General features: G+C 62.2%; 16 protein-coding genes and 1 tRNA gene. 7 read left to right on the top strand and 10 right to left on the bottom strand.

Annotated elements, in window-relative coordinates; genetic code table 11:
- Window positions 1–1,017, bottom strand: coding sequence for a hypothetical protein (locus tag VCK47_RS07445; protein WP_322891773.1), 1,017 nt, complete (start codon window positions 1,015–1,017; stop codon window positions 1–3).
- A gap of 81 nt (window positions 1,018–1,098) precedes the next feature.
- Window positions 1,099–2,724 (bottom strand): AMP-binding protein, encoded by a 1,626-nt coding sequence (locus tag VCK47_RS07440; RefSeq protein ID WP_322891772.1) that lies wholly within the window; start codon window positions 2,722–2,724, stop codon window positions 1,099–1,101.
- Between the two features lie 90 nt (window positions 2,725–2,814).
- Between VCK47_RS07440 and VCK47_RS07435 the strand changes: the two genes are divergently transcribed.
- The gene (locus tag VCK47_RS07435; RefSeq protein ID WP_322891771.1) at window positions 2,815–3,726 is read left to right on the top strand and encodes a DMT family transporter; all 912 of its coding nucleotides are present in this window, start codon (window positions 2,815–2,817) and stop codon (window positions 3,724–3,726) included.
- 38 nt (window positions 3,727–3,764) lie between these two features.
- On the opposite strand, the gene VCK47_RS07430 is transcribed toward VCK47_RS07435, so the two are convergent.
- From VCK47_RS07430 to VCK47_RS07405, 6 genes are all read right to left on the bottom strand, one after another.
- Window positions 3,765–5,957, bottom strand: coding sequence for a 3-hydroxyacyl-CoA dehydrogenase NAD-binding domain-containing protein (locus tag VCK47_RS07430; protein ID WP_322891770.1), 2,193 nt, complete (start codon window positions 5,955–5,957; stop codon window positions 3,765–3,767).
- 11 nt (window positions 5,958–5,968) lie between these two features.
- Window positions 5,969–7,180, bottom strand: coding sequence for an acetyl-CoA C-acetyltransferase (locus tag VCK47_RS07425; protein WP_322891769.1), 1,212 nt, complete (start codon window positions 7,178–7,180; stop codon window positions 5,969–5,971).
- Window positions 7,181–7,192: 12 nt separating this feature from the next.
- A complete protein-coding gene (locus VCK47_RS07420; RefSeq protein ID WP_416236664.1) occupies window positions 7,193–7,822 on the bottom strand; it encodes a glutathione S-transferase family protein in 630 nt (209 codons plus the stop codon).
- A gap of 87 nt (window positions 7,823–7,909) precedes the next feature.
- Window positions 7,910–9,688 (bottom strand): acyl-CoA dehydrogenase C-terminal domain-containing protein, encoded by a 1,779-nt coding sequence (locus tag VCK47_RS07415; protein ID WP_322891767.1) that lies wholly within the window; start codon window positions 9,686–9,688, stop codon window positions 7,910–7,912.
- A gap of 42 nt (window positions 9,689–9,730) precedes the next feature.
- Window positions 9,731–10,132 carry a MerR family DNA-binding transcriptional regulator gene (locus tag VCK47_RS07410; RefSeq protein ID WP_322891766.1) on the bottom strand — a complete coding sequence of 134 codons (402 nt, stop codon included), beginning with the start codon at window positions 10,130–10,132 and terminating at the stop codon, window positions 9,731–9,733.
- A 181-nt stretch (window positions 10,133–10,313) separates the two neighbouring features.
- Entirely contained in the window at window positions 10,314–10,682 is a 369-nt protein-coding gene (locus VCK47_RS07405) for a MerR family DNA-binding transcriptional regulator (protein WP_322891765.1), read from the bottom strand.
- 125 nt (window positions 10,683–10,807) lie between these two features.
- On the opposite strand from VCK47_RS07405, the gene VCK47_RS07400 reads away from it, so the two are divergent.
- Genes VCK47_RS07400 through VCK47_RS07390 form a run of 3 tightly spaced genes read left to right on the top strand, consistent with a single transcriptional unit; the run spans window position 10,808 to window position 13,057 of the window.
- The gene (locus VCK47_RS07400; RefSeq protein WP_322891764.1) at window positions 10,808–11,248 is read left to right on the top strand and encodes a PaaI family thioesterase; all 441 of its coding nucleotides are present in this window, start codon (window positions 10,808–10,810) and stop codon (window positions 11,246–11,248) included.
- Window positions 11,245–11,739, top strand: a complete 495-nt coding sequence (locus VCK47_RS07395) for a PaaI family thioesterase (RefSeq protein WP_322891763.1) — start codon at window positions 11,245–11,247, stop codon at window positions 11,737–11,739. Before VCK47_RS07400 ends, VCK47_RS07395 begins: the two co-directional genes overlap by 4 nt.
- Window positions 11,732–13,057 (top strand): MATE family efflux transporter, encoded by a 1,326-nt coding sequence (locus tag VCK47_RS07390; RefSeq protein WP_322891762.1) that lies wholly within the window; start codon window positions 11,732–11,734, stop codon window positions 13,055–13,057. Before VCK47_RS07395 ends, VCK47_RS07390 begins: the two co-directional genes overlap by 8 nt.
- Here VCK47_RS07390 and VCK47_RS07385 read toward each other — a convergent pair.
- Entirely contained in the window at window positions 13,034–14,086 is a 1,053-nt protein-coding gene (locus VCK47_RS07385; protein WP_322891761.1) for a quinone-dependent dihydroorotate dehydrogenase, read from the bottom strand. The genes VCK47_RS07390 and VCK47_RS07385 overlap by 24 nt on opposite strands.
- Window positions 14,083–14,415: a DUF952 domain-containing protein gene (locus VCK47_RS07380; RefSeq protein WP_322891760.1), complete on the bottom strand. Its 333-nt coding sequence runs from the start codon at window positions 14,413–14,415 to the stop codon at window positions 14,083–14,085. The genes VCK47_RS07385 and VCK47_RS07380 overlap by 4 nt, the downstream gene beginning before the upstream one ends.
- A 152-nt stretch (window positions 14,416–14,567) precedes the next feature.
- Here VCK47_RS07380 and VCK47_RS07375 point away from each other — a divergent pair, with 152 nt between their 5' ends.
- The 3 genes from VCK47_RS07375 to VCK47_RS07365 all read left to right on the top strand — a co-directional run bounded on the left by VCK47_RS07375 (window position 14,568) and on the right by VCK47_RS07365 (window position 18,225).
- Window positions 14,568–16,130: a bifunctional metallophosphatase/5'-nucleotidase gene (locus tag VCK47_RS07375; RefSeq protein ID WP_322891759.1), complete on the top strand. Its 1,563-nt coding sequence runs from the start codon at window positions 14,568–14,570 to the stop codon at window positions 16,128–16,130.
- 138 nt (window positions 16,131–16,268) lie between these two features.
- A tRNA-Gly gene (locus VCK47_RS07370) sits at window positions 16,269–16,342 on the top strand.
- Between the two features lie 92 nt (window positions 16,343–16,434).
- Window positions 16,435–18,225 carry an ABC transporter transmembrane domain-containing protein gene (locus tag VCK47_RS07365; protein ID WP_322891758.1) on the top strand — a complete coding sequence of 597 codons (1,791 nt, stop codon included), beginning with the start codon at window positions 16,435–16,437 and terminating at the stop codon, window positions 18,223–18,225.
- The last annotated feature ends 68 nt before the right edge of the window (window positions 18,226–18,293 follow it).

Here is an 18,293-nt window from a genome sequence, read left to right as displayed (position 1 = left end):
TCAGCGGTTGCAGATGTTCTGCAGGCTGATCCATTCGCTGTCGGTCATAATCGGCGGGGTCGGCTGGCCGTCCAGCGGGTCGCGCCCCAGATCGGGCATCGTGCCGGTGCGGGCATCCGCCAGCACCTGATAGGGCCGGTGCGGCAGGTTCGCTGTCGCAAAGGCGCGGCGCAGATCGCCATTAGCTGCTTGTGGTGCCGGTTCGGCAAGGCGGTCGTCGGCGTGGCGCTGCAATACCTCGCGCGGGATGTCGCCGGTGGTAAGCAGGCCAAAGGTCGTGGCCATTCCTGCCTCGCGCAGCACGGGTTCAAGAGGGTCCTGCCCCGCGATGGCCACACGGCTGGCCAGCACGAATCCCGCCACGGCGACCGGATCATCCGCTGCCTGCAACAATTCGGCATCCAGAACGATCAACCCCCCCGGCATCGCCAGCGCCCCTTGCGCGAGCTTTGGCACAACAACGATGTTCAGTGGCGTTCCCGCCCCGAAAACCCGTGTGGCCAGCGTGCCCGCCGCGGCCTGTGCGGCTGCGTCACGACAGACCGTGCCAGTCTTGGTCTGCACATGGGCAAGGATGATCGCGCCGATCTCGACCCGTTTGGCCGTGGGCACCACCGCCAGCGTTTGTCGCATCAGCGCGCCGGGCAGCCAGAACACAGCCAGCGCCAGTGTCGCGGCCACGATCCCTGCGGTGATCCAGTGCCGCAGCTTGCCGGGTTGTGGGCGCGCCTTGGCCAGCGCCTTGCGCACCTCTTCGATGGCGTCGATCATCGTCTCGTCGGCGATTTCCAGCTCTTCGCTGGCCTCGATATCGGGGCTGTAAAGAGCGGGATGATCACCTGGGTTCAGCCGGATGACTGCCGGCAGTGACCAATGCGCCAGCGGGCGTGCGGCCCCGTCTGCAATGACTAGCGTCGCATCGCCAAAAGAGATCGTGACCTGCCGTCGCTGCTGGTCGGGCGCAGGCCGCCAGAGCCCGTCGCTTTCCAGCCGCACATATCGATCCAGCGCTGTCATCTGCCCATACTGCCTTTTTTGCAGCTACCTTACGCCCACAGGCCCAAGTTGTCATGCCCGAAAGGGCCCTGCGCCCCGCGATCAGAATGCCTTGGCGATCAGACGCAGTTCGAATTTCTGGATCTTGCCGGTCGAGGTCTTGGGAAGGTCCTGAAACACCACGTGCTTGGGGCATTTGAAGCCCGCGAGCCGTTCGCGCGCAAAGGCGATGATCTCTGCCTCGGTCGCGGTGGCGCCGTCTTTCAACTCGACAAAGGCGCAAGGTGTCTCGCCCCATTTTTCATCCGGTTGCGCCACGACCGCGCACAGGTTGACGGCCGGATGGTTCATCAGCGCCGCCTCCACCTCGACCGAGCTGATGTTTTCGCCGCCAGAAATAATGATGTCCTTGGCGCGGTCCGAAATCTGGATCGACCCGTCCGGATGCTGGATCGCCAGATCCTCGGAATGGAAATAGCCGCCTGCAAAGGCTTTTTCCGTGGCTTCGGGGTTTTTCAGATAGCCTTTCATCACCGCATTGCCGCGCATGACAATCTCGCCCTGCGTTTTGCCGTCCCACGGCACGGGGGTCATGTGTTCGTTGACGACGGTCACGTCTTCCATGATCGGCGATCCCACGCCTTGCCGCGCCTTGATCGCGGCTTGCTGGTCTTCGGGCAGGTCATCCCATGCCGTATCCCAGATGCATTCGGTGACATGGCCATAGGTTTCCGTCAGGCCGTAGACCTGTTTGACATCAAAGCCCAGTTTGCCGATTGCCGAAAGCGTGGCAGGGGCAGGGGGTGCGCCTGCGGTGAAGACGTGCACGATGTGGTCAAAGCTGCGCCTGTCCTCGGACTTCGCATTGACCAGCATGTTCAACACGATGGGCGCACCGCCGAAATGCGTGGCCCCGTGATCGGCGATGGCGGCATAGATCGCGCGTGCCGTGATATCGCGGCAGCAGATCGCTGTGCCGCCAAGGGCGGGCAGCATCCATGTATGGTTCCAACCGTTACAGTGAAACAGCGGCACGATTTGCAGATAGCGCGCGAACAGCGGCATGTTCCATTTGATCGCGTTCCCGAGCGTGATCAGATACGATCCGCGATGGTGATAGACGACCCCCTTGGGCCGCCCCGTCGTGCCAGAGGTGTAATTCAGCGCAAGGCTTTCCCATTCATCCAGCGGCAGGATCCACGCGAAATCGGGATCGCCTGTGACCAGAAAATCCTCGTAATTCTGCTGGGTGCCGATGGCATGCACGCCTGCCTGATCGTCGGGCACTTCAATCACCAATGGCGCGGGCCCCTGCATCTGGTCGATGGCCGCCATCGCCTGCGGCAAGAACTGGCTGTCGACCAGCAAGACCTTGGCCTCGCCGTGGTCGAGGATATAGGCGATGGTGTCTACATCCAGCCGGATGTTGATCGTGTTCACGACCGCGCCACAGGCGGGCACGCCGAAGGCCGCCTCGGACTGGGCGGGGATATTGGGCAGGATTGTGGCGACCACATCGCCGGGCTGCACGCCTGCCTTGACCAGCGCCGAGGCCAGCCGCGTGACGCGGCGGTAATATTGCGCATAGGTCAGCCGGTGGCTGCCATAGACCAGCGCGTCGCGGTTGGCAAAGACCAGTGCCGCGCGTTGCAGGTGGGACAGGGGCGTCAACGGCACATGATTGGCCGCCCGTTTGCCAAGGCCCGTCTCGTCGCGCATCCAGCCCATGTCGCCCTCCCGCTTTCTGGGTCGCTATCTGGACAGAGTATTGCGGTGCATCAGCGAGTTTGAAAGCGGAATCCTGACGAAAGCCGCCCGATGACATCCCAGATCGCCTTGCCCGTCCAGATCGCGTCGCCGCGCGCCGCGCTTTACATCGTCGCGGGGATGGCGACCTTGGGGCTGAACGACAATTTCATCCCCCATATTGCGCCGGACGGATCGCTTTGGCAGTTCCACCTGCTGCGCGGCACGCTGGCGCTGGGCGCATTGTGCCTGATCGCGCTGCTGGGCTGGGGGACCTTGCGGCCGAAACGCCCGTGGGCGGTGTTCGGGCGCAGCTTTTTTCAAGCCGCCTCGATGCTGATCTATTTCGGCTGTCTGGCCATTCTGCCTATCGGGATCGTTGTTGCGGGGCTGTTCACATCGCCGATCTTCGTGCTGCTGATTGCCGTGATTTTCCAAGGCAAGCGTGTCGGCTGGCTCCGCAGTCTTGCTATCGTCACAGGGTTCGCGGGTGCGCTCTTGGTAATCCGGCCTGATCCGGCGGCGCTGGATTGGGTGGTGTTCCTGCCGATCCTTGCGGGGCTGCTTTACGCCATCGGAGCCATCGCCACCCGTGCGTGGTGCGAAGGCGAAACCACCCTGACGCTGAGCGCGGGGTTTTTTGCGATGCTGGCGGTCTGTGGCGCCGCGGGTTGCCTGCTGCTGCCAGCCGCCGCGACGGGGGCAGAAGGCTTCGCACAGCGCGGTTGGATGCCGCTGACCGCTGACCTGATGTTCTGGATATCGGTGCAGACCGCCTTGGCGCTGGTCGGCATCTTCTGCCTGTTCCGTGGCTATCAGATTGGAGAGGCCAGTCAGGTCGCCGTCTACGAATATTCGCTGCTGATCTTCGCCAGCGGCTGGGCGTGGTATCTGTGGGGGGATCTTGTCAGCCCCGTGGCGATGGCGGGCATGGCGCTGATCGCGCTTGCGGGCATCATCATTGTGTCACGCCGCAGCGCGTAAGGGGTGGCGCACCCCTGTGAAGGGATGCGCCAAGTTGTTTAGGCCGCTTTCGCGCCGGTGCCAAAGCGTTTGTAGAACTCTTGCCCTTTACCGGCCATGTCGCGCAGCAGGTCGGGTGTGGTGAAACGGTCCCCGAACTGTGCGGTCAACTGGTCACAGCGTTCGGCGGCATAAGGCGCGCCGATGATGTCAAGCCAGCTGAACGGCCCGCCCGACCACGGCGCAAAGCCCCAGCCGAGGATGGCACCCACGTCGCCTTCGCGGATGTCGGTCAGCACGCCGTCTTCCAATGCGCGAACCGCTTCCAGAACCTGCGCGAACAGCAGACGGTGCTGGACGGTGACCAGATCGGGCTGCTCATCCGCGACAGGGTATTGCGCGGCCAAACCGTCCCACAGACCAAGGCGCTTGCCCTTGTCGTCATAGGCATAGAAACCGGAATTGGATTTGCGGCCCAGACGGGTCTGGTCGGCCATCCAGAACAACACCTCGTCCACTTCGCCATCGGGATAGGCATCGCCCATCGCGGCGCGGGTGGCCTTGGCGATTTTCACGCCCAGATCGATGCTGGTCTCATCGACCAGTTGCAGCGGACCCAGCGGCATGCCGACCAGCTTGGCCGCGTTTTCGATCAGGGCGGGGGAAACCCCTTCCTTCACCATACGGATGCCTTCGTTGATGTAGGGAATGATGCAGCGGTTGGCGTAGAAGAACCGCGCGTCATTGACCACGATCGGCGTCTTGCGGATTTGGCGCACAAAGTCGAGCGCTTTGGCCACGGCGACATCACCTGTCGCCTCGCCCTTGATGATCTCGACCAGCATCATCTTGTCCACGGGGGAAAAGAAGTGGATGCCGATGAAATTCGCCTGATCGTTGCTGGCCTTGGCCAGTTCGGTGATCGGCAGGGTCGATGTGTTGGTGGCAAAGATGCAATCGGGGCCAGTAACCGCCTGCACCTTCTTGGTGACCTCGGCCTTGACGCCCACATCCTCAAACACGGCCTCGACGATCAGGTCGCAGTCTTTCAGCGCGGCGTAATCGGTCGTGGCGTTGATCAGCCCCAGCACGGCGGTTTTCTTGTCCTCGGTCACCTTTTTGCGGGCGATGCCTTTGTCCATGTAATCCGCGGTATAGGATTTGCCTTTGTCGGCGGCTTCCTGTTTCGCGTCGATCAGCACGACCTTGATGCCTGCAAGGGCGGACACCAGCGCGATACCAGCACCCATCATGCCAGCGCCGATGACACCGACCTGCTTGACCTTCTGGTCAGGCGCGTCGGGGCGGTTGGCGCCTTTTTCCAAGGCTTCCTTATTGATGAACAGGCTGCGGATCATGGCCGAGGAGCTTGGGTTCATCAGGATGTTGGTGAACCAGCGCGCCTCGATCTTGAGCGCGGTATCGAAAGGCACCAAGGCACCTTCATAGACCGCCGAGAGCAGGGCTTTCGCGGCAGGATAGACACCCATCGTCTTGCCATTGACCATGGCGGATGCGCCGACGAAGGTCATGAAACCGGCAGGGTGATACGGCGCGCCACCGGGCATTTTGTAGCCTTTTTCATCCCATGGTTTGACGATGGCAGGGTTCGACAGGATCCATTCCTTGGCGGCGGCGACAGGGTCAGCCACAACTTCGTCTATCACGCCTGCACGCTTGGCGGCCTGCGGATCGTTCAGCTTGCCTTCGAGCAGCAGCGGCGATGCGGCCATCGCACCCAGCTTGCGCACCAGACGCGTCGTGCCACCGGCACCGGGGAAAATGCCGACCATGATTTCGGGCAGGCCGATTTTCGCCTTGGGGTTATCGGCGGCAAAGATGCGGTGACAGGCGAGCGGGATTTCCAGCCCGATGCCCAGCGCCGTGCCGGGCAGGGCGGCGGCAATCGGTTTGCCGCCTTTGTTGGTCTTGGGGTCCATGCCCGCGCGTTCGATCTTGCGCAGCACGCCATGCATTGCCATCACGCCTTCGAACAGCCCGCGCGCGGGGTCGTCGCCGGCGCTGTCCTTCATCTTGGCGATGATGTTCAGGTCCATGCCGCCTGCGAAACTGTCAGGCTTACCCGAGGTGATGATGACGCCCTTGACGCTCTCGTCGGCCAGCGCCTGATCGATCAGCGCGTCCAGATCGGTGAACCCTTGCTGGTTCATCACGTTCATCGATTTGCCGACCGTGTCCCATGTGATGATGGCCACGCCATCGGCATCGGTTTTGAGTGTGAAATCAGTCATGTTGATCCCCCTTACACGCGTTCGATAATAGTTGCCGCACCCATGCCGGATGCGATGCACAGCGTCGCCAGGCCGGTGGATTTGCCCGTGCGTTCCAATTCATCCAGCAGGGTGCCGATGATGATGGCACCGGTGGCACCCAAGGGGTGACCCATGGCGATAGACCCGCCGTTCACGTTGACGCGGTCGTGGTCGACGTTGAACGCCTGCATGAAACGCAACACAACGGATGCGAAGGCTTCGTTCACCTCGAACAGGTCAATGTCGCTGATCGCCATGCCGGAATCGCGCAGAATTTTCTCGGTCACAGGCACGGGGCCGGTCAGCATGATGGTCGGATCGGTGCCGATTTTGGCGGTGGCACGGATCACGGCGCGGGGTTTGAGACCCATCGCCTCGCCCCATTCTTTGGACGCGACCAGCACACCTGCGGCGCCATCCACGATGCCCGACGAATTGCCTGCGTGGTGGATGTGGTTGATCCGTTCCAGATGGGGGTATTTCATCAGCGCGATCTTGTCGAAACCGGGCATCACCTCTCCCATGGCCTGAAACGCGGGGTTCAGTGACCCCAGAGTCTGCATATTCGTCTCTGGGCGTATATATTCGTCGTGGTCCAGAATGGCCAAGCCGTTGATATCGCGCACGGTGACGACGGATTTGGCAAAGCGGTTGTCATCCCACGCGGCCTTGGCGCGCTGCTGGCTGGCGACGGCAAGCTGGTCGGCATCGTCGCGGGTAAAGCCGTACTCGGTCGCGATGATATCGGCGGAAATGCCCTGCGGGACGAAATAGCTGTCCATTGCAATCGACGGATCGACGGCAATCGCCGCGCCGTCGGAGCCCATCGCAACGCGGCCCATCATTTCCACACCGCCCGCGATATAGGCCTGACCCGCCCCGCCGCGCACCTGATTGGCGGCAAGGTTCACGGCTTCCATGCCCGAAGCGCAGAAACGGTTGATCGCAAGCCCGGGGATCGACTGGTCCAGATCGGATGCCAGCACCGCCGTGCGCGCAAGGCAGCCACCCTGTTCGCCGACTTGGGTGACGTTGCCCCAGATCACATCCTCGACCGCGTGGCCTTCAAGGTTGTTGCGCTCTTTCAGCGCGTTCAGCACACCGGCGGACAGGCGGGCGGATGTCACCTCGTGCAGGCTGCCGTCGGCACGGCCTTTGCCGCGCGGCGTGCGGATCGCGTCATAGATATAGGCTTCGGTCATCGTTTCCTCCGTTCAGGCCGCGTCAGGTAAGGCACGCGGCATCAAGTCATAGGGGTGTTTCCAACCGGGGCGGGCAGCGATTGCGTCCAGCCAGCGGTCGATCTGCGGGTAGTCGGCCCGCGCAAAGGTAAAGGGTTCGGTGTAGAACAGGTAACCGGCACAGGCGATATCGGCGATGGTCATATCCTCGCCCGCCAGCCAGTTGCGGCCCGTCAGGTGGGTTTCCATCACCTTGAGCGCCGAGGCCAGACGCATCGCCATAAAGGCGTTCACATCGGCGTTGCGCTTGGCTTCGGGCAGAAAGTTCATGTTGAACCGCAAAGGGCCCGCCACGCCGCTGACCTTGTGGGTGTCAAAGAACATCCAGCGCAAAACCTCGCGGCGTTCGGCGGCAGAGCGCCCCCCGAGCTTGCCCGATTTGGAGCTAATGTAATCCTGAATGACCGCCGACTGCGTCAGGATCAGGTCGCCGTCTTCGAGCACGGGAATTTCGCCCATGACGTTGAGCGCGCGGAACTCGGCGCTGCGCGTCGCACCGTTGAAGAAATCGACATGGACAGGGTCCCATTCCTGATCGGTCAGGGTCAAGGTCAGGGCGACCTTGTAGGCGTTACCGCTTTCGGCAAAACAATGGAGTTTCATGGGCATGGTACAGGCCTCCCAACCTTTGGTCGGATTCTCTGGGGAATCGAATGTGGGCGCCGCAGGATCGCGGCACCCACAAGAACCCTAGAAGTTTGCGGCCTTCAGCGCCATGACCGTATCCGCCCCGGTGTTGATCCGGGCCAGATGCATCGCGGTCGCGGGCAGTTGGCGCGCCATGTAGTATCGGCCGGTCGCGATCTTGGTTTCATAGAATTCGGTGTCGGATGCACCGCTGTCCAAGGCTTCCATCGCGGCCTTTGCCATGCGTGCCCACATCAGACCCAGACAGACATGGCCCATCATGTGCATGAAGTCATAAGACCCCGACAGCGCGTTGTTGGGGTTCTTCATGCCGTTCTGCATGAAATACATCCCCGCCGCCTGCAGGTCCTTGCTGGCGGCTTTCAGCGGGACAAGGAAGTCCTTGTTCAGCGCCTCATTGCCTTCGTTGTCCTTGATGAAGGTTTTAATCATCTCGAAAAACGCCATGACGTGCTTGCCGCCGTCCAGCGCCAGCTTGCGACCCACGAGGTCCAGCGCCTGAATGCCGTTGGCCCCTTCGTAGATCATGGCGATGCGCGCGTCGCGGGCATATTGGGACATGCCCCATTCTTCGATATAACCATGCCCGCCATAAACCTGCTGCGCGGCCGTGGCATATTCAAAGCCCTTGTCGGTCAGGAAACCTTTGACCACGGGGGTCATCAAGGAGATCAGGCCATCGGCGTCTTTGTCGTTGTTGCGATGCGCGCGGTCGATCAGATAGGCACCCCAAAAGGTAAAGGCGCGCGCCCCTTCGACAAAGGATTTCTGGTCCATCAGGTTGCGGCGGATATCGGGATGCACGATCAGCGGGTCGGCAGGGCCGTTCGGGTTTTCCGCACCAGTGACGGCGCGCCCTTGCAGGCGGTCGTTGGCATAGGCGACAGCGTTCTGATAGGCGCTTTCGGCCTGGGCATAACCTTGAAGACCGACACCCAGACGGGCCTCGTTCATCATTGTGAACATGGCGCGCATGCCTTTGTGTTCTTCGCCCACAAGGAAACCTGTCGCCTCGTCATAGTTCATCACGCAGGTCGAATTGCCGTGGATTCCCATCTTCTCTTCGATCTTGCCGACGCTGACGCCGTTGCGCGCGCCAAGGCTGCCATCGTCATTGACCATGAACTTGGGGACGATGAACAAGGACACGCCCTTGATCCCTTCGGGGCCACCCTGGATTTTCGCCAGCACCAGATGGATGATGTTATCGGCCAGATCGTGATCGCCCGCCGAGATAAAGATCTTCTGGCCGCTGATTTTGTAGCTGCCATCGTCCTGCGGGACGGCCTTGGTGCGCATCAGGCCCAGATCGGTGCCGCAATGCGGTTCCGTCAGGTTCATCGTGCCGGTCCATTCGCAGGTCGTGAGCTTGGGCAGATATTTCTGCTTCTGCTCGTCCGAGCCATGCGCATAGATCGCGGAATAGGCACCATGCGTCAGACCCTGATACATGTTGAAGGCCATGTTGGCCGATACAAAAGGTTCCTGTGCTGCGGTGTGCATGACGTAAGGAAGGCCCTGACCGCCGTATGCGGGGTCGCAATCCATCGCGGTCCAGCCGCCGTCTTTCATCGCCTCGAAGGCTTCCTTGAAACCTGTGGGCGTGCGCACGACACCGTTTTCCAGCACGCAGCCTTCGCGGTCGCCGACGGCGTTCAACGGGTGCAGCACAGCTGTCGCGACCTTGCCGGCCTCTTCAACCACCGCGCCGGTGAAATCGCGGTCTAGGTCCTCGAACCCCGGAATGTCCTGTTCGCTGACTTTCAGCAGATCATGCAGGACGAACTGGATGTCTTTGACGGGTGCGTTGTAGATTGGCATGTGGTCTCTCTCCCTAAGGTCGTGTCGTGGATCGTCGCGGCCTCAGGCAGCGACCGTTTTCTTCTTGGCGAGGGCGGCGAGCTTTTCGGCGCCCCAGGCCATCTGGGCTTTCAATTCGCCGATCGCTTCATCAAGCTCGGCTTTCTGGGCTTCCATGTCGGCCAGATGGCGTTCGGCCAGCTCATAGGTCTTGGACAGCTGGGTCTCTTGCCCGTCGTCCATGTGATAGAGGTCCAGCAACTGCCGGATTTCCTCGAGCGAGAAGCCAAAGCGCTTGCCGCGCAGGATCAGCTTCAGGCGGGCGCGGTCGCGCTTGGTGAACAGGCGCTTTTGGCCCTGCCGGATCGGGAACAGCAGTTCCTTGGCTTCATAGAAACGCAACGTGCGCGGCGTGACATCGAAAGCCTCGCACATATCGCGGATGTTCATTGTGTCGGTCGTCATGGCTTTTCCTCATGCGGATGGCGGTTGCCACGCAATTGCGGATCACAAGGCCAGCTTACAAGCAAAGGTGACGTTAACGTAAACGGAACGTGGCGTCACAATCAGGGTGACGAAAGGTCAGCAAATTTTCAGCGATTTTGGTGTAATTTTCTGACGCGTCGGGCGTATTGGCGCAGCGGCCTCAGGCCAGTGTTTTCGCCGTATCGTCGCGCAGTCGTTGCAATTCCGCCATCGTTTCATCCAGCTGCGCGCGCTGCTGGCGCAGCTCTTCCATCTGACGATCCGCCAGCGCTACCCATTCACGCATCTGCGCATGGGTGCCTTCCTTTTCGTAGATCAACAGCCATTGCCGGATGTCTTCGAGCGCGAATCCGAACCGCCGCCCGCGCAGGATCAGCGTCATCCGCGCCAGTTCGCGCGGGCCATAAAACCGCGACCGCCCTTCTTTTTCGGGCGTCAAAAGCTCGATGTATTCGTAATAGCGCAACGTCCGCGGAGTGACGTCGTACTTCGCACACATCTCTTTGAACGACAGGCGCTTTTCGGTCATCGGTTTCTCCTCCTCGTCAGCCTATCGCCAACATTGTGACGCGGCAACATATGGATCAATCACGTTTGCAATGACAATCGGGTAACGCTACTGCAAAGGGTGAGTTCCCTTTTGCAGGAGTCGTCATGTCCGAGGATCAGGCCCGTCGCCGCGACAAGATCGCCGCGCAGTTCATTGCGTCGATCCCGCATGCACAGGCGCTGGGCATGGTGCTGACCGAGGTGGGCGACGGGCGCGCGACCATCGCGATGGACTACGACGCACGCTTTATCGGCGACCCCGAGACAGGCGTGATCCATGGCGGCGCAGTGTCCGCGCTGATGGATACCTGCGCCGGGGCTGCGGTGATGGCGCATCCGGCGGCGGCGCTCGCTACGGCGACGCTGGATCTGCGGATCGACTATATGCGCCCCGCCACCCCCGGCGACCGGATCACGGCCACGGCGGAATGTTATCACGTCACGCGGTCTGTCGCTTTCGTGCGGGCGACAGCGGTGGACAGTGACCCCGCGCGGCCCGTTGCATCGGCGACAGGTGCGTTCACCATCGAAAGGCCGCAAGAATGATCCAGCGTCCCGAACCCGTACAGGTGATCAAGCAACGCCGCGATGCGATGTTGCAGAAACTGGTGGCGCGGGTGCCCTACATGCAATTCCTCGGTATCCAGATCGACCGGCGCGGGGACGAGCTGACCGCGATCCTGCCTTATGCGGATCGGCTGATCGGCAACCCGATGCTGCCAGCATTGCATGGCGGTGCGACGGCGGCGTTTCTTGAAGTCACAGCCATTATGGAACTGACATGGGCGATGATCTGGGAAGATATGGAGGCAGGCCGCATCACCGGTGATACCCCCGCGATCACCCTGCCCAAGACAATTGATTTCACCGTGGATTACCTGCGCACCGGTCTGCCGCGCGATGCCTATGCGCGGGCGCGCGTGAACAGGTCCGGTCGGCGCTATGCCTCCGTGCATGTGGAGACTTGGCAGGACAACCGCGCGCGGCTCTTTGCACAGGCTACGGGGCATTTCCTGATGCCCCCGCGGGATGGCTGATGCACTGACGCACCGGCGCGTGCTGCGGATCGCGCTGCCGATCGTGCTGGCCAATGCAACGGTGCCGCTGCTGGGCTTGGTCGATACCGGCGTTGTCGGGCAGTTGGGCGAGGCGGCCCCGATTGGCGCGGTCGGCCTTGGCGCGGTGATCCTGTCTGCCGTTTTCTGGATTTTCGGTTTTCTGCGGATGGGCACCACGGGCCTTGCAGCGCAGGCCAGCGGCGCGGGCGACACCGACGAAGTTGCGGCCCTTTTGTCGCGCGCGCTGCTGATCGGTTTCGGCGCGGGGGCGGTGATGATCGCGCTGCAATGGCTGATTTTTGACGGCGCGTTCCGCCTTGCCCCCGCAAGCGCCCAGGTCGAAAGCCTTGCCCGCGAGTATATGGCGATCCGCATCTGGTCTGCGCCTGCGGCCATCGCGCTATATGGCATCACCGGCTGGCTGATCGCGCAGGAACGCACGGGCGCGGTGCTGGTGATCCAGCTTTTGATGAACGGTCTGAACATCGGTCTGGACCTTGTCTTCGTGCTGGGCTTTGACTGGGGTGTGGCCGGCGTGGCCTGGGCCACGTTCATCGCTGTTTGGGCGGGGCTTGCGCTGGGGTTGTGGTACTGCCGCGATGCCTTTGCCGGGACGGCATGGCGGTCGATGGCGCGGGTCTTTGACCTGATCCGCCTGCGGCGGATGGCGGTCGTGAACAGCGACATCATGATCCGGTCGGTGCTGGTACAGGCGATTTTTGTCAGCTTCCTGTTCTATGGCGCGGGCTTCGGTGACGTACCCTTGGCTGCAAACCAGATCCTGATCCAGTTTCTGCACGTCACGGCCTATGCGCTGGACGGTTTCGCATTCGCCGCCGAGGCGCTGGTCGGCAAGGCGATGGGGGCGCGCGCGCGCGGCGTGCTGCGCCGTGCGGCGATCATCAGCAGCCTTTGGGGGCTGGGGGCCTGTGCGCTGATGGCGGTCTGCTTCGCGCTGCTGGGCGGGGTCGTGATTGACGTCATGACCACCGCGCCCGAGGTGCGCGAGGCCGCGCGCATCTATCTGCCCTATATGGTCGCGGCCCCCTTGGTGGGTGTCGCTGCATGGATGCTGGACGGTATCTTCATCGGCGCAACGCGGACAGCGGATATGCGCAACATGATGATCGTGTCGGCTGCGGTCTATTTCGCAAGCGTCATTCCCCTGATGGCGGCTTTTGGCAACCACGGGCTGTGGATGGGGATGCTGATCAGCTTTGTGGTGCGTGGCGTGACACTGGGGCTGAAGTATCCGGCGCTCGAGGCTGCTGCCTCAGGTCCAGTCCGCGCGGCCTGATCCGACGGCATCGCCAAGGGTGGCAAACCCGTCGCGCAGCAACAGCGCATCCAAACCGCGCGCTATTTCATCGACCAAGGACAAGCCGCCATATACCAGCGCGGTGTAAAGCTGCACAGCTGACGCGCCTGCGCGGATTTTCTGATAGGCTTGGTCCGCCGAGGCGACACCGCCCACCCCGATGATCGGCAGATCGGTCAGGGCCGACAGCTGCGCCAACACGCGCGTCGATTTCTCGAACAAGGGCTGGCCGGACAGCCCGCCTTTTTCCTGCGCATGGGGGCCATGCAATCCGCTGCGGTCCAGCGTGGTGTTGGTGGCGATGATGCCCGCAATCCCCGCCGCCTGCGCGACCTCGGCAATCTCGGCGATTTCCTCCACCGTCAGATCGGGTGCGACCTTGAGAAACACGGGGATCGGCCGCGCCATCCCTGCGCGGGTGTCCATCACACCCGCGAGCAAAGCTGCCAGCGCCGCCTTGCCTTGCAGGTCACGCAGTTTTTCGGTGTTGGGGGACGACACATTGACCGTCGCGAAATCCACATGCGGGCCGCAATGGGCGAGTACAGTCGCGAAATCGGCGGCTTTGTCGGTGCTGTCCTTGTTCGCGCCAAGGTTCAACCCGATCGCGGCGCCCGCAGGGCGCTGCGCCAACCGGTCGCCAATCACCTGCATCCCGTCGTTGTTGAACCCGAACCGGTTGATCGCGGCACGGTCCTGTGCCAGCCGGAACAGGCGCGGCTTGGGGTTGCCGGGTTGCGGGCGCGGGGTCGCGGCACCGACCTCGAGAAAACCGAAACCCGCGCGCGCCAGCGGCGCAAGGGCGGTCGCGTTCTTGTCGAAACCGGCGGCAAGGCCGATAGGGTTGGGCAAGGCCAGCCCCGCCAGATCGCAACGCAGACGCGGTGAGGTGAACGGCGCGATCTTGGGGCCAAGCCCCGCGCGCAAGGCCGTGATCGCCAGCCCATGCGCGGTTTCGGGATCAATCCGGCGCAGCGCCGCCAGCCCGACCCGCTCGAGCGCTTTCATGCAAGCTCCGGCAGGATATGCGCGCCGCCTGACAGCGGCAGGTCGCGGACCCAGACGACATCGGCCAGCGTCAGGTCACGGTACAGATGCGGAAACAGCACGCCACCGCGGGCAGGTTCCCATTTCAGCGGGTCCAGACCATCCGCCTCGACCCCCAGTAAAACAAGGCCGGTTTCGCCAGCGAAATATTTGGCTACAGTCTCGGCCACGGTCGCTGCGGTCGAAAAATGGATATAGCCATCGGCCAGATCGACAGGCGCGCCCGCCGTCGCGCCATCGCGTTGCAGGTCGGCCCATTCATCGGCGCGGAATATCTTGTAAATCAACATGGGCAGCGTCATGGGGCCTGCGCAAAAAATGGTCAAGTGTCTTGGCTGTGGCAGTTGACGTTGCGGGAAGGTGCCGACAACTGGCCGTTGTGTTTGACTCTGTGTCGCTGTCGCGGCCAATCTTGCACAGCGAAACCTGAAGGGAAAACGCCATGACATTGCGATTGATGACGACAAGCTGCGCGCTGGCGCTGATCGCGGGGTCGGCCTATGCCGATTACACCCTGCACATCATCCACACCAACGACCTGCACAGCCGGATCGAGCCGATCAGCGGGTCCGATTCGACTTGCGGCGCAGAGGCGAATGCCGCGGGCGAATGCTTTGGCGGCGTCGCACGTGTCATCACCCAGATCAACGCCCTGCGCGAGGAATTGGCGGGCCAGAACGTCATCGTCGTCGATGCGGGCGACCAGTATCAGGGCAGCCTGATGTACACGACCTACAAGGGCGAGGTCGAAGCCGAATTCATGAACGTGATCGGCTATGACGTCATGGCCGTGGGCAACCACGAATTCGACGATGGCGACGAAGGGCTGCGCAAGCTGGTCGATCTGGTGTCCTTCCCGGTGATTTCCGGCAATATCGACGTGTCCAGTTCCAACGTGCTGGCCGGACAGGTTGAAAACCACATCGTCCTTGAAATCGGTGGAGAGCGTATCGGCATCATCTCGGCCTTGGCCAGTGATACGGTCGAAACCTCCAGCCCGTCGGATGCCGTAATCTTCACCCCCGAGATCGAAAGCCTGAGCGCCGATGTCGCCGCGTTGCAGGAAGAAGGTGTCACCAAGATCATCGCGCTGACCCATGTCGGTTTCTCCAAGGACATGGACATCGCCGCCGCCGTTGACGGGATTGACGCCATCGTGGGCGGCCATTCACACACGCTGATGTCCAATACCGAAGAAGGCGCGCTGCCCTATCCGCAGATGGCGGGCGATGTGCCGGTCGTGCAGGCCTATGCCTATTCCAAATATGTGGGCCACCTGACGCTGGTCTTTGATGATGAAGGCAACGTGACCTCGGCCACCGGCGACACGATGCTTCTGGATGCCAGCGTGGCCGAAGATGAAGCCGCCCTTGCGCGGATCGCCGAACTCGCCGGGCCGATCGAAGAGATGAAAACCCGCGTTGTCGCCGAAACGACCGATGCAATCGAAGGCGACCGGACCGTCTGCCGCGCGGTGGAATGCCCGATGGGGTCGCTGATCGCTGATGCGATGCTGGACCGTGTGCGCGATCAGGGCATCCAGATCGCGATCCAGAACGGGGGCGGTATCCGTGCCAGCATCGACGCGGGCGAGGTGACGATGGGCGAAGTCCTGAGCGTTTTGCCGTTCCAGAACACGCTGTCCACCTTCGAGGTGACAGGTGCCGACATCCTTGCCGCCCTTGAAAACGGCGTGGGCCAGATCGAGGAAGGCGCAGGCCGTTTCCCGCAGGTCGCGGGCATGAGCTTTACCGTCAACAGCACCGCCCCGGCGGGCGAGCGGATCTCCGACGTGATGGTCGGCGATGCGCCGCTTGATCCTGCTGCGGTCTATGGTGTCGTGTCCAACAACTATGTCCGCAATGGCGGTGACGGCTATTCCATGTTCGAGGATGCGGCCAATGCCTATGACTTCGGACCTGATCTGGCCGATGTGCTGGCTGAGTATATGGCGGCCAATGGTCCCGTGACGCCCTATACCGACGGGCGGATCACTGTGAACTGATGCAAACGCGTTGCGCGCCGCACTCAGCGGCGGCGCGCAATGTGATGTCAGGTCCGCCCCGCGCGGGGGATATTTATGCTTCGAAGATGCGGGCTGTTCCTTGACGGGGCGGGCCGCGTGACTTAATCCAACTCCTGCGCGGGCGTTGTGTAATGGTAAGACCCTTGCCTTCCAAGCAAGAGACGCGGGTTCGATTCCCGCCGCCCGCTCCACTCCTGCGACAATTGCGGACCACGGATGGGTCCTGACTTGTGCAACTGGCGGCCCCGCTTTACATCAGGCCCTGAGAGACAAAGGACGCCCGATGGCCGACACTGTGCAGACCAAAGCAGAAGACCGGCCAGTCGGCAAAAAGATCGGCGCGCTGCAGGCGCTCTGGCCCTTTATCAAACCCTATAAATGGAACCTGATCGGCGCGGGTTTTGCGCTTGTCTTCACGGCGATGGTGGCGCTTAGCCTGCCGCTGGTTGCGCGGCTGGTCGTCGATACGTTCGGGCTCGACAGTGTCGAGATCCGGCGCCATTTTGTATCGCTGCTGGCGGTTGCTGTGCTTCTCGCCTTCGGGACGGCGCTGCGGTATTATCTGGTCACGCGTCTGGGCGAACGGGTCGTGGCCGATATCCGCAAGGCCGTGTTCAACCGCATGATCAGCATGAGCCCCGCGTTCTATGAAAAGATCATGACGGGCGAGGTGTTGAGCCGGATCACCACCGATACCACGCTGATCCTGTCGGTGATCGGCAGTTCCGCATCAATCGCGCTGCGCAATATCCTGATCTTTATCGGCGGCGTCATCCTGATGCTGCTGACTTCTGTCAAGATGAGCATCATGGTGCTGTGGCCGATCCCCGTCGTGCTGTTTCCGATCATGTTTCTGGGCCGCCGCGTGCGCAGCCTGTCGCGCGAAAATCAGGACCTGATCGCGGAATCGAGCGGCGATGCCTCCGAGCTTTTGACATCGGCGCAGACCGTGCAGGCCTTTACCCACGAGGACCTGAGCCGCGCCAAGTTCGATGAAGTGACCGAGCAGAGCTATCGTTCGGCACGGCGGCGCATCCTGACACGCGCCTTTCTGACGGCCATCGTGATCTTCATGGTCTTTGCGGCCATCGTCCTGTTCTTGCAGATGGGGTCGGAAGATGTCGTCGCGGGCGAGATCACCGAAGGCGGGCTGGTGCAGTTCATGATTTACACGATCATGGTCGGCGGCGCCGTCGCCGCCTTGTCCGAGGTCTGGGGCGAATTGCAGCGCGCGGCTGGCGCCACCGAACGGCTGATCGAATTGCTGACGATCGAGGACAGCGTGACTGATCCCGCGCAGCCGCGCCAGTTGCCTGCGCCCGTCCGGGGCGAGTTGCGCTTTGAAAACCTGCGGTTCAGCTATCCGTCGCGGATGTCGATTTCCGCGCTTGACGGGATCGACCTGCACATCGCGCCGGGGGAAACCGTGGCGTTGGTCGGCCCGTCCGGTGCGGGCAAAAGCACGATCATCCAGCTTGTCCAGCGGTTCTATGACCCGCAGGAAGGGGCTGTAAAACTCGACGGGATCGACCTGCGCGACCTGACCCGTGCCGATTTCCGCAAGCATATCGCGCTTGTGCCGCAGGACCCGGTGATCTTTGCCGATACCGCGCGCGAAAACATCCGCTTTGGTCGCCCCGACGCCACCGACGCCGAGGTTGAAGCCGCCGCCAAGGCCGCTGCCGCGCATGATTTCCTGACGGCCTTGCCTGATGGCTATGAAAGCTATGTTGGCGAACGCGGTGTGATGCTGTCAGGCGGGCAAAAGCAGCGCATCGCGATTGCGCGCGCCATCCTGCGAGACGCACCCGTTCTGTTGCTGGACGAAGCGACCAGCGCGCTTGACGCCGAAAGCGAATATGCCGTGCAGCGCGCCGTCGAAGATCTCGCCAAGACACGCACCACCCTGATCGTCGCGCACCGTCTGGCCACGGTCAAAAAGGCCGACCGGATCGTCGTTTTCGACGCAGGCCGCATCGTGGCGCAGGGCACGCATGACGCGTTGGTCGCGCAAGGCGGGCTTTACGCGCGTCTGGCGCGCCTGCAGTTCACCGAAGGTGTGGCCGCCGAATAGCGCGACTTTCGCAGCGTCAGTCTTGCAAGCCCTGGGCAGATTGACCAACCTGCCGCCCTGAGGGGCCG

Origin of the sequence: Yoonia sp. 72, from assembly GCF_034652275.1 — a bacterium.
Taxonomy (GTDB): Bacteria; Pseudomonadota; Alphaproteobacteria; order Rhodobacterales; family Rhodobacteraceae; genus Yoonia.
The sequence above is the reverse complement of the archived record's forward strand: the minus strand, read 5'-3'. Positions and strand labels throughout refer to the sequence as shown.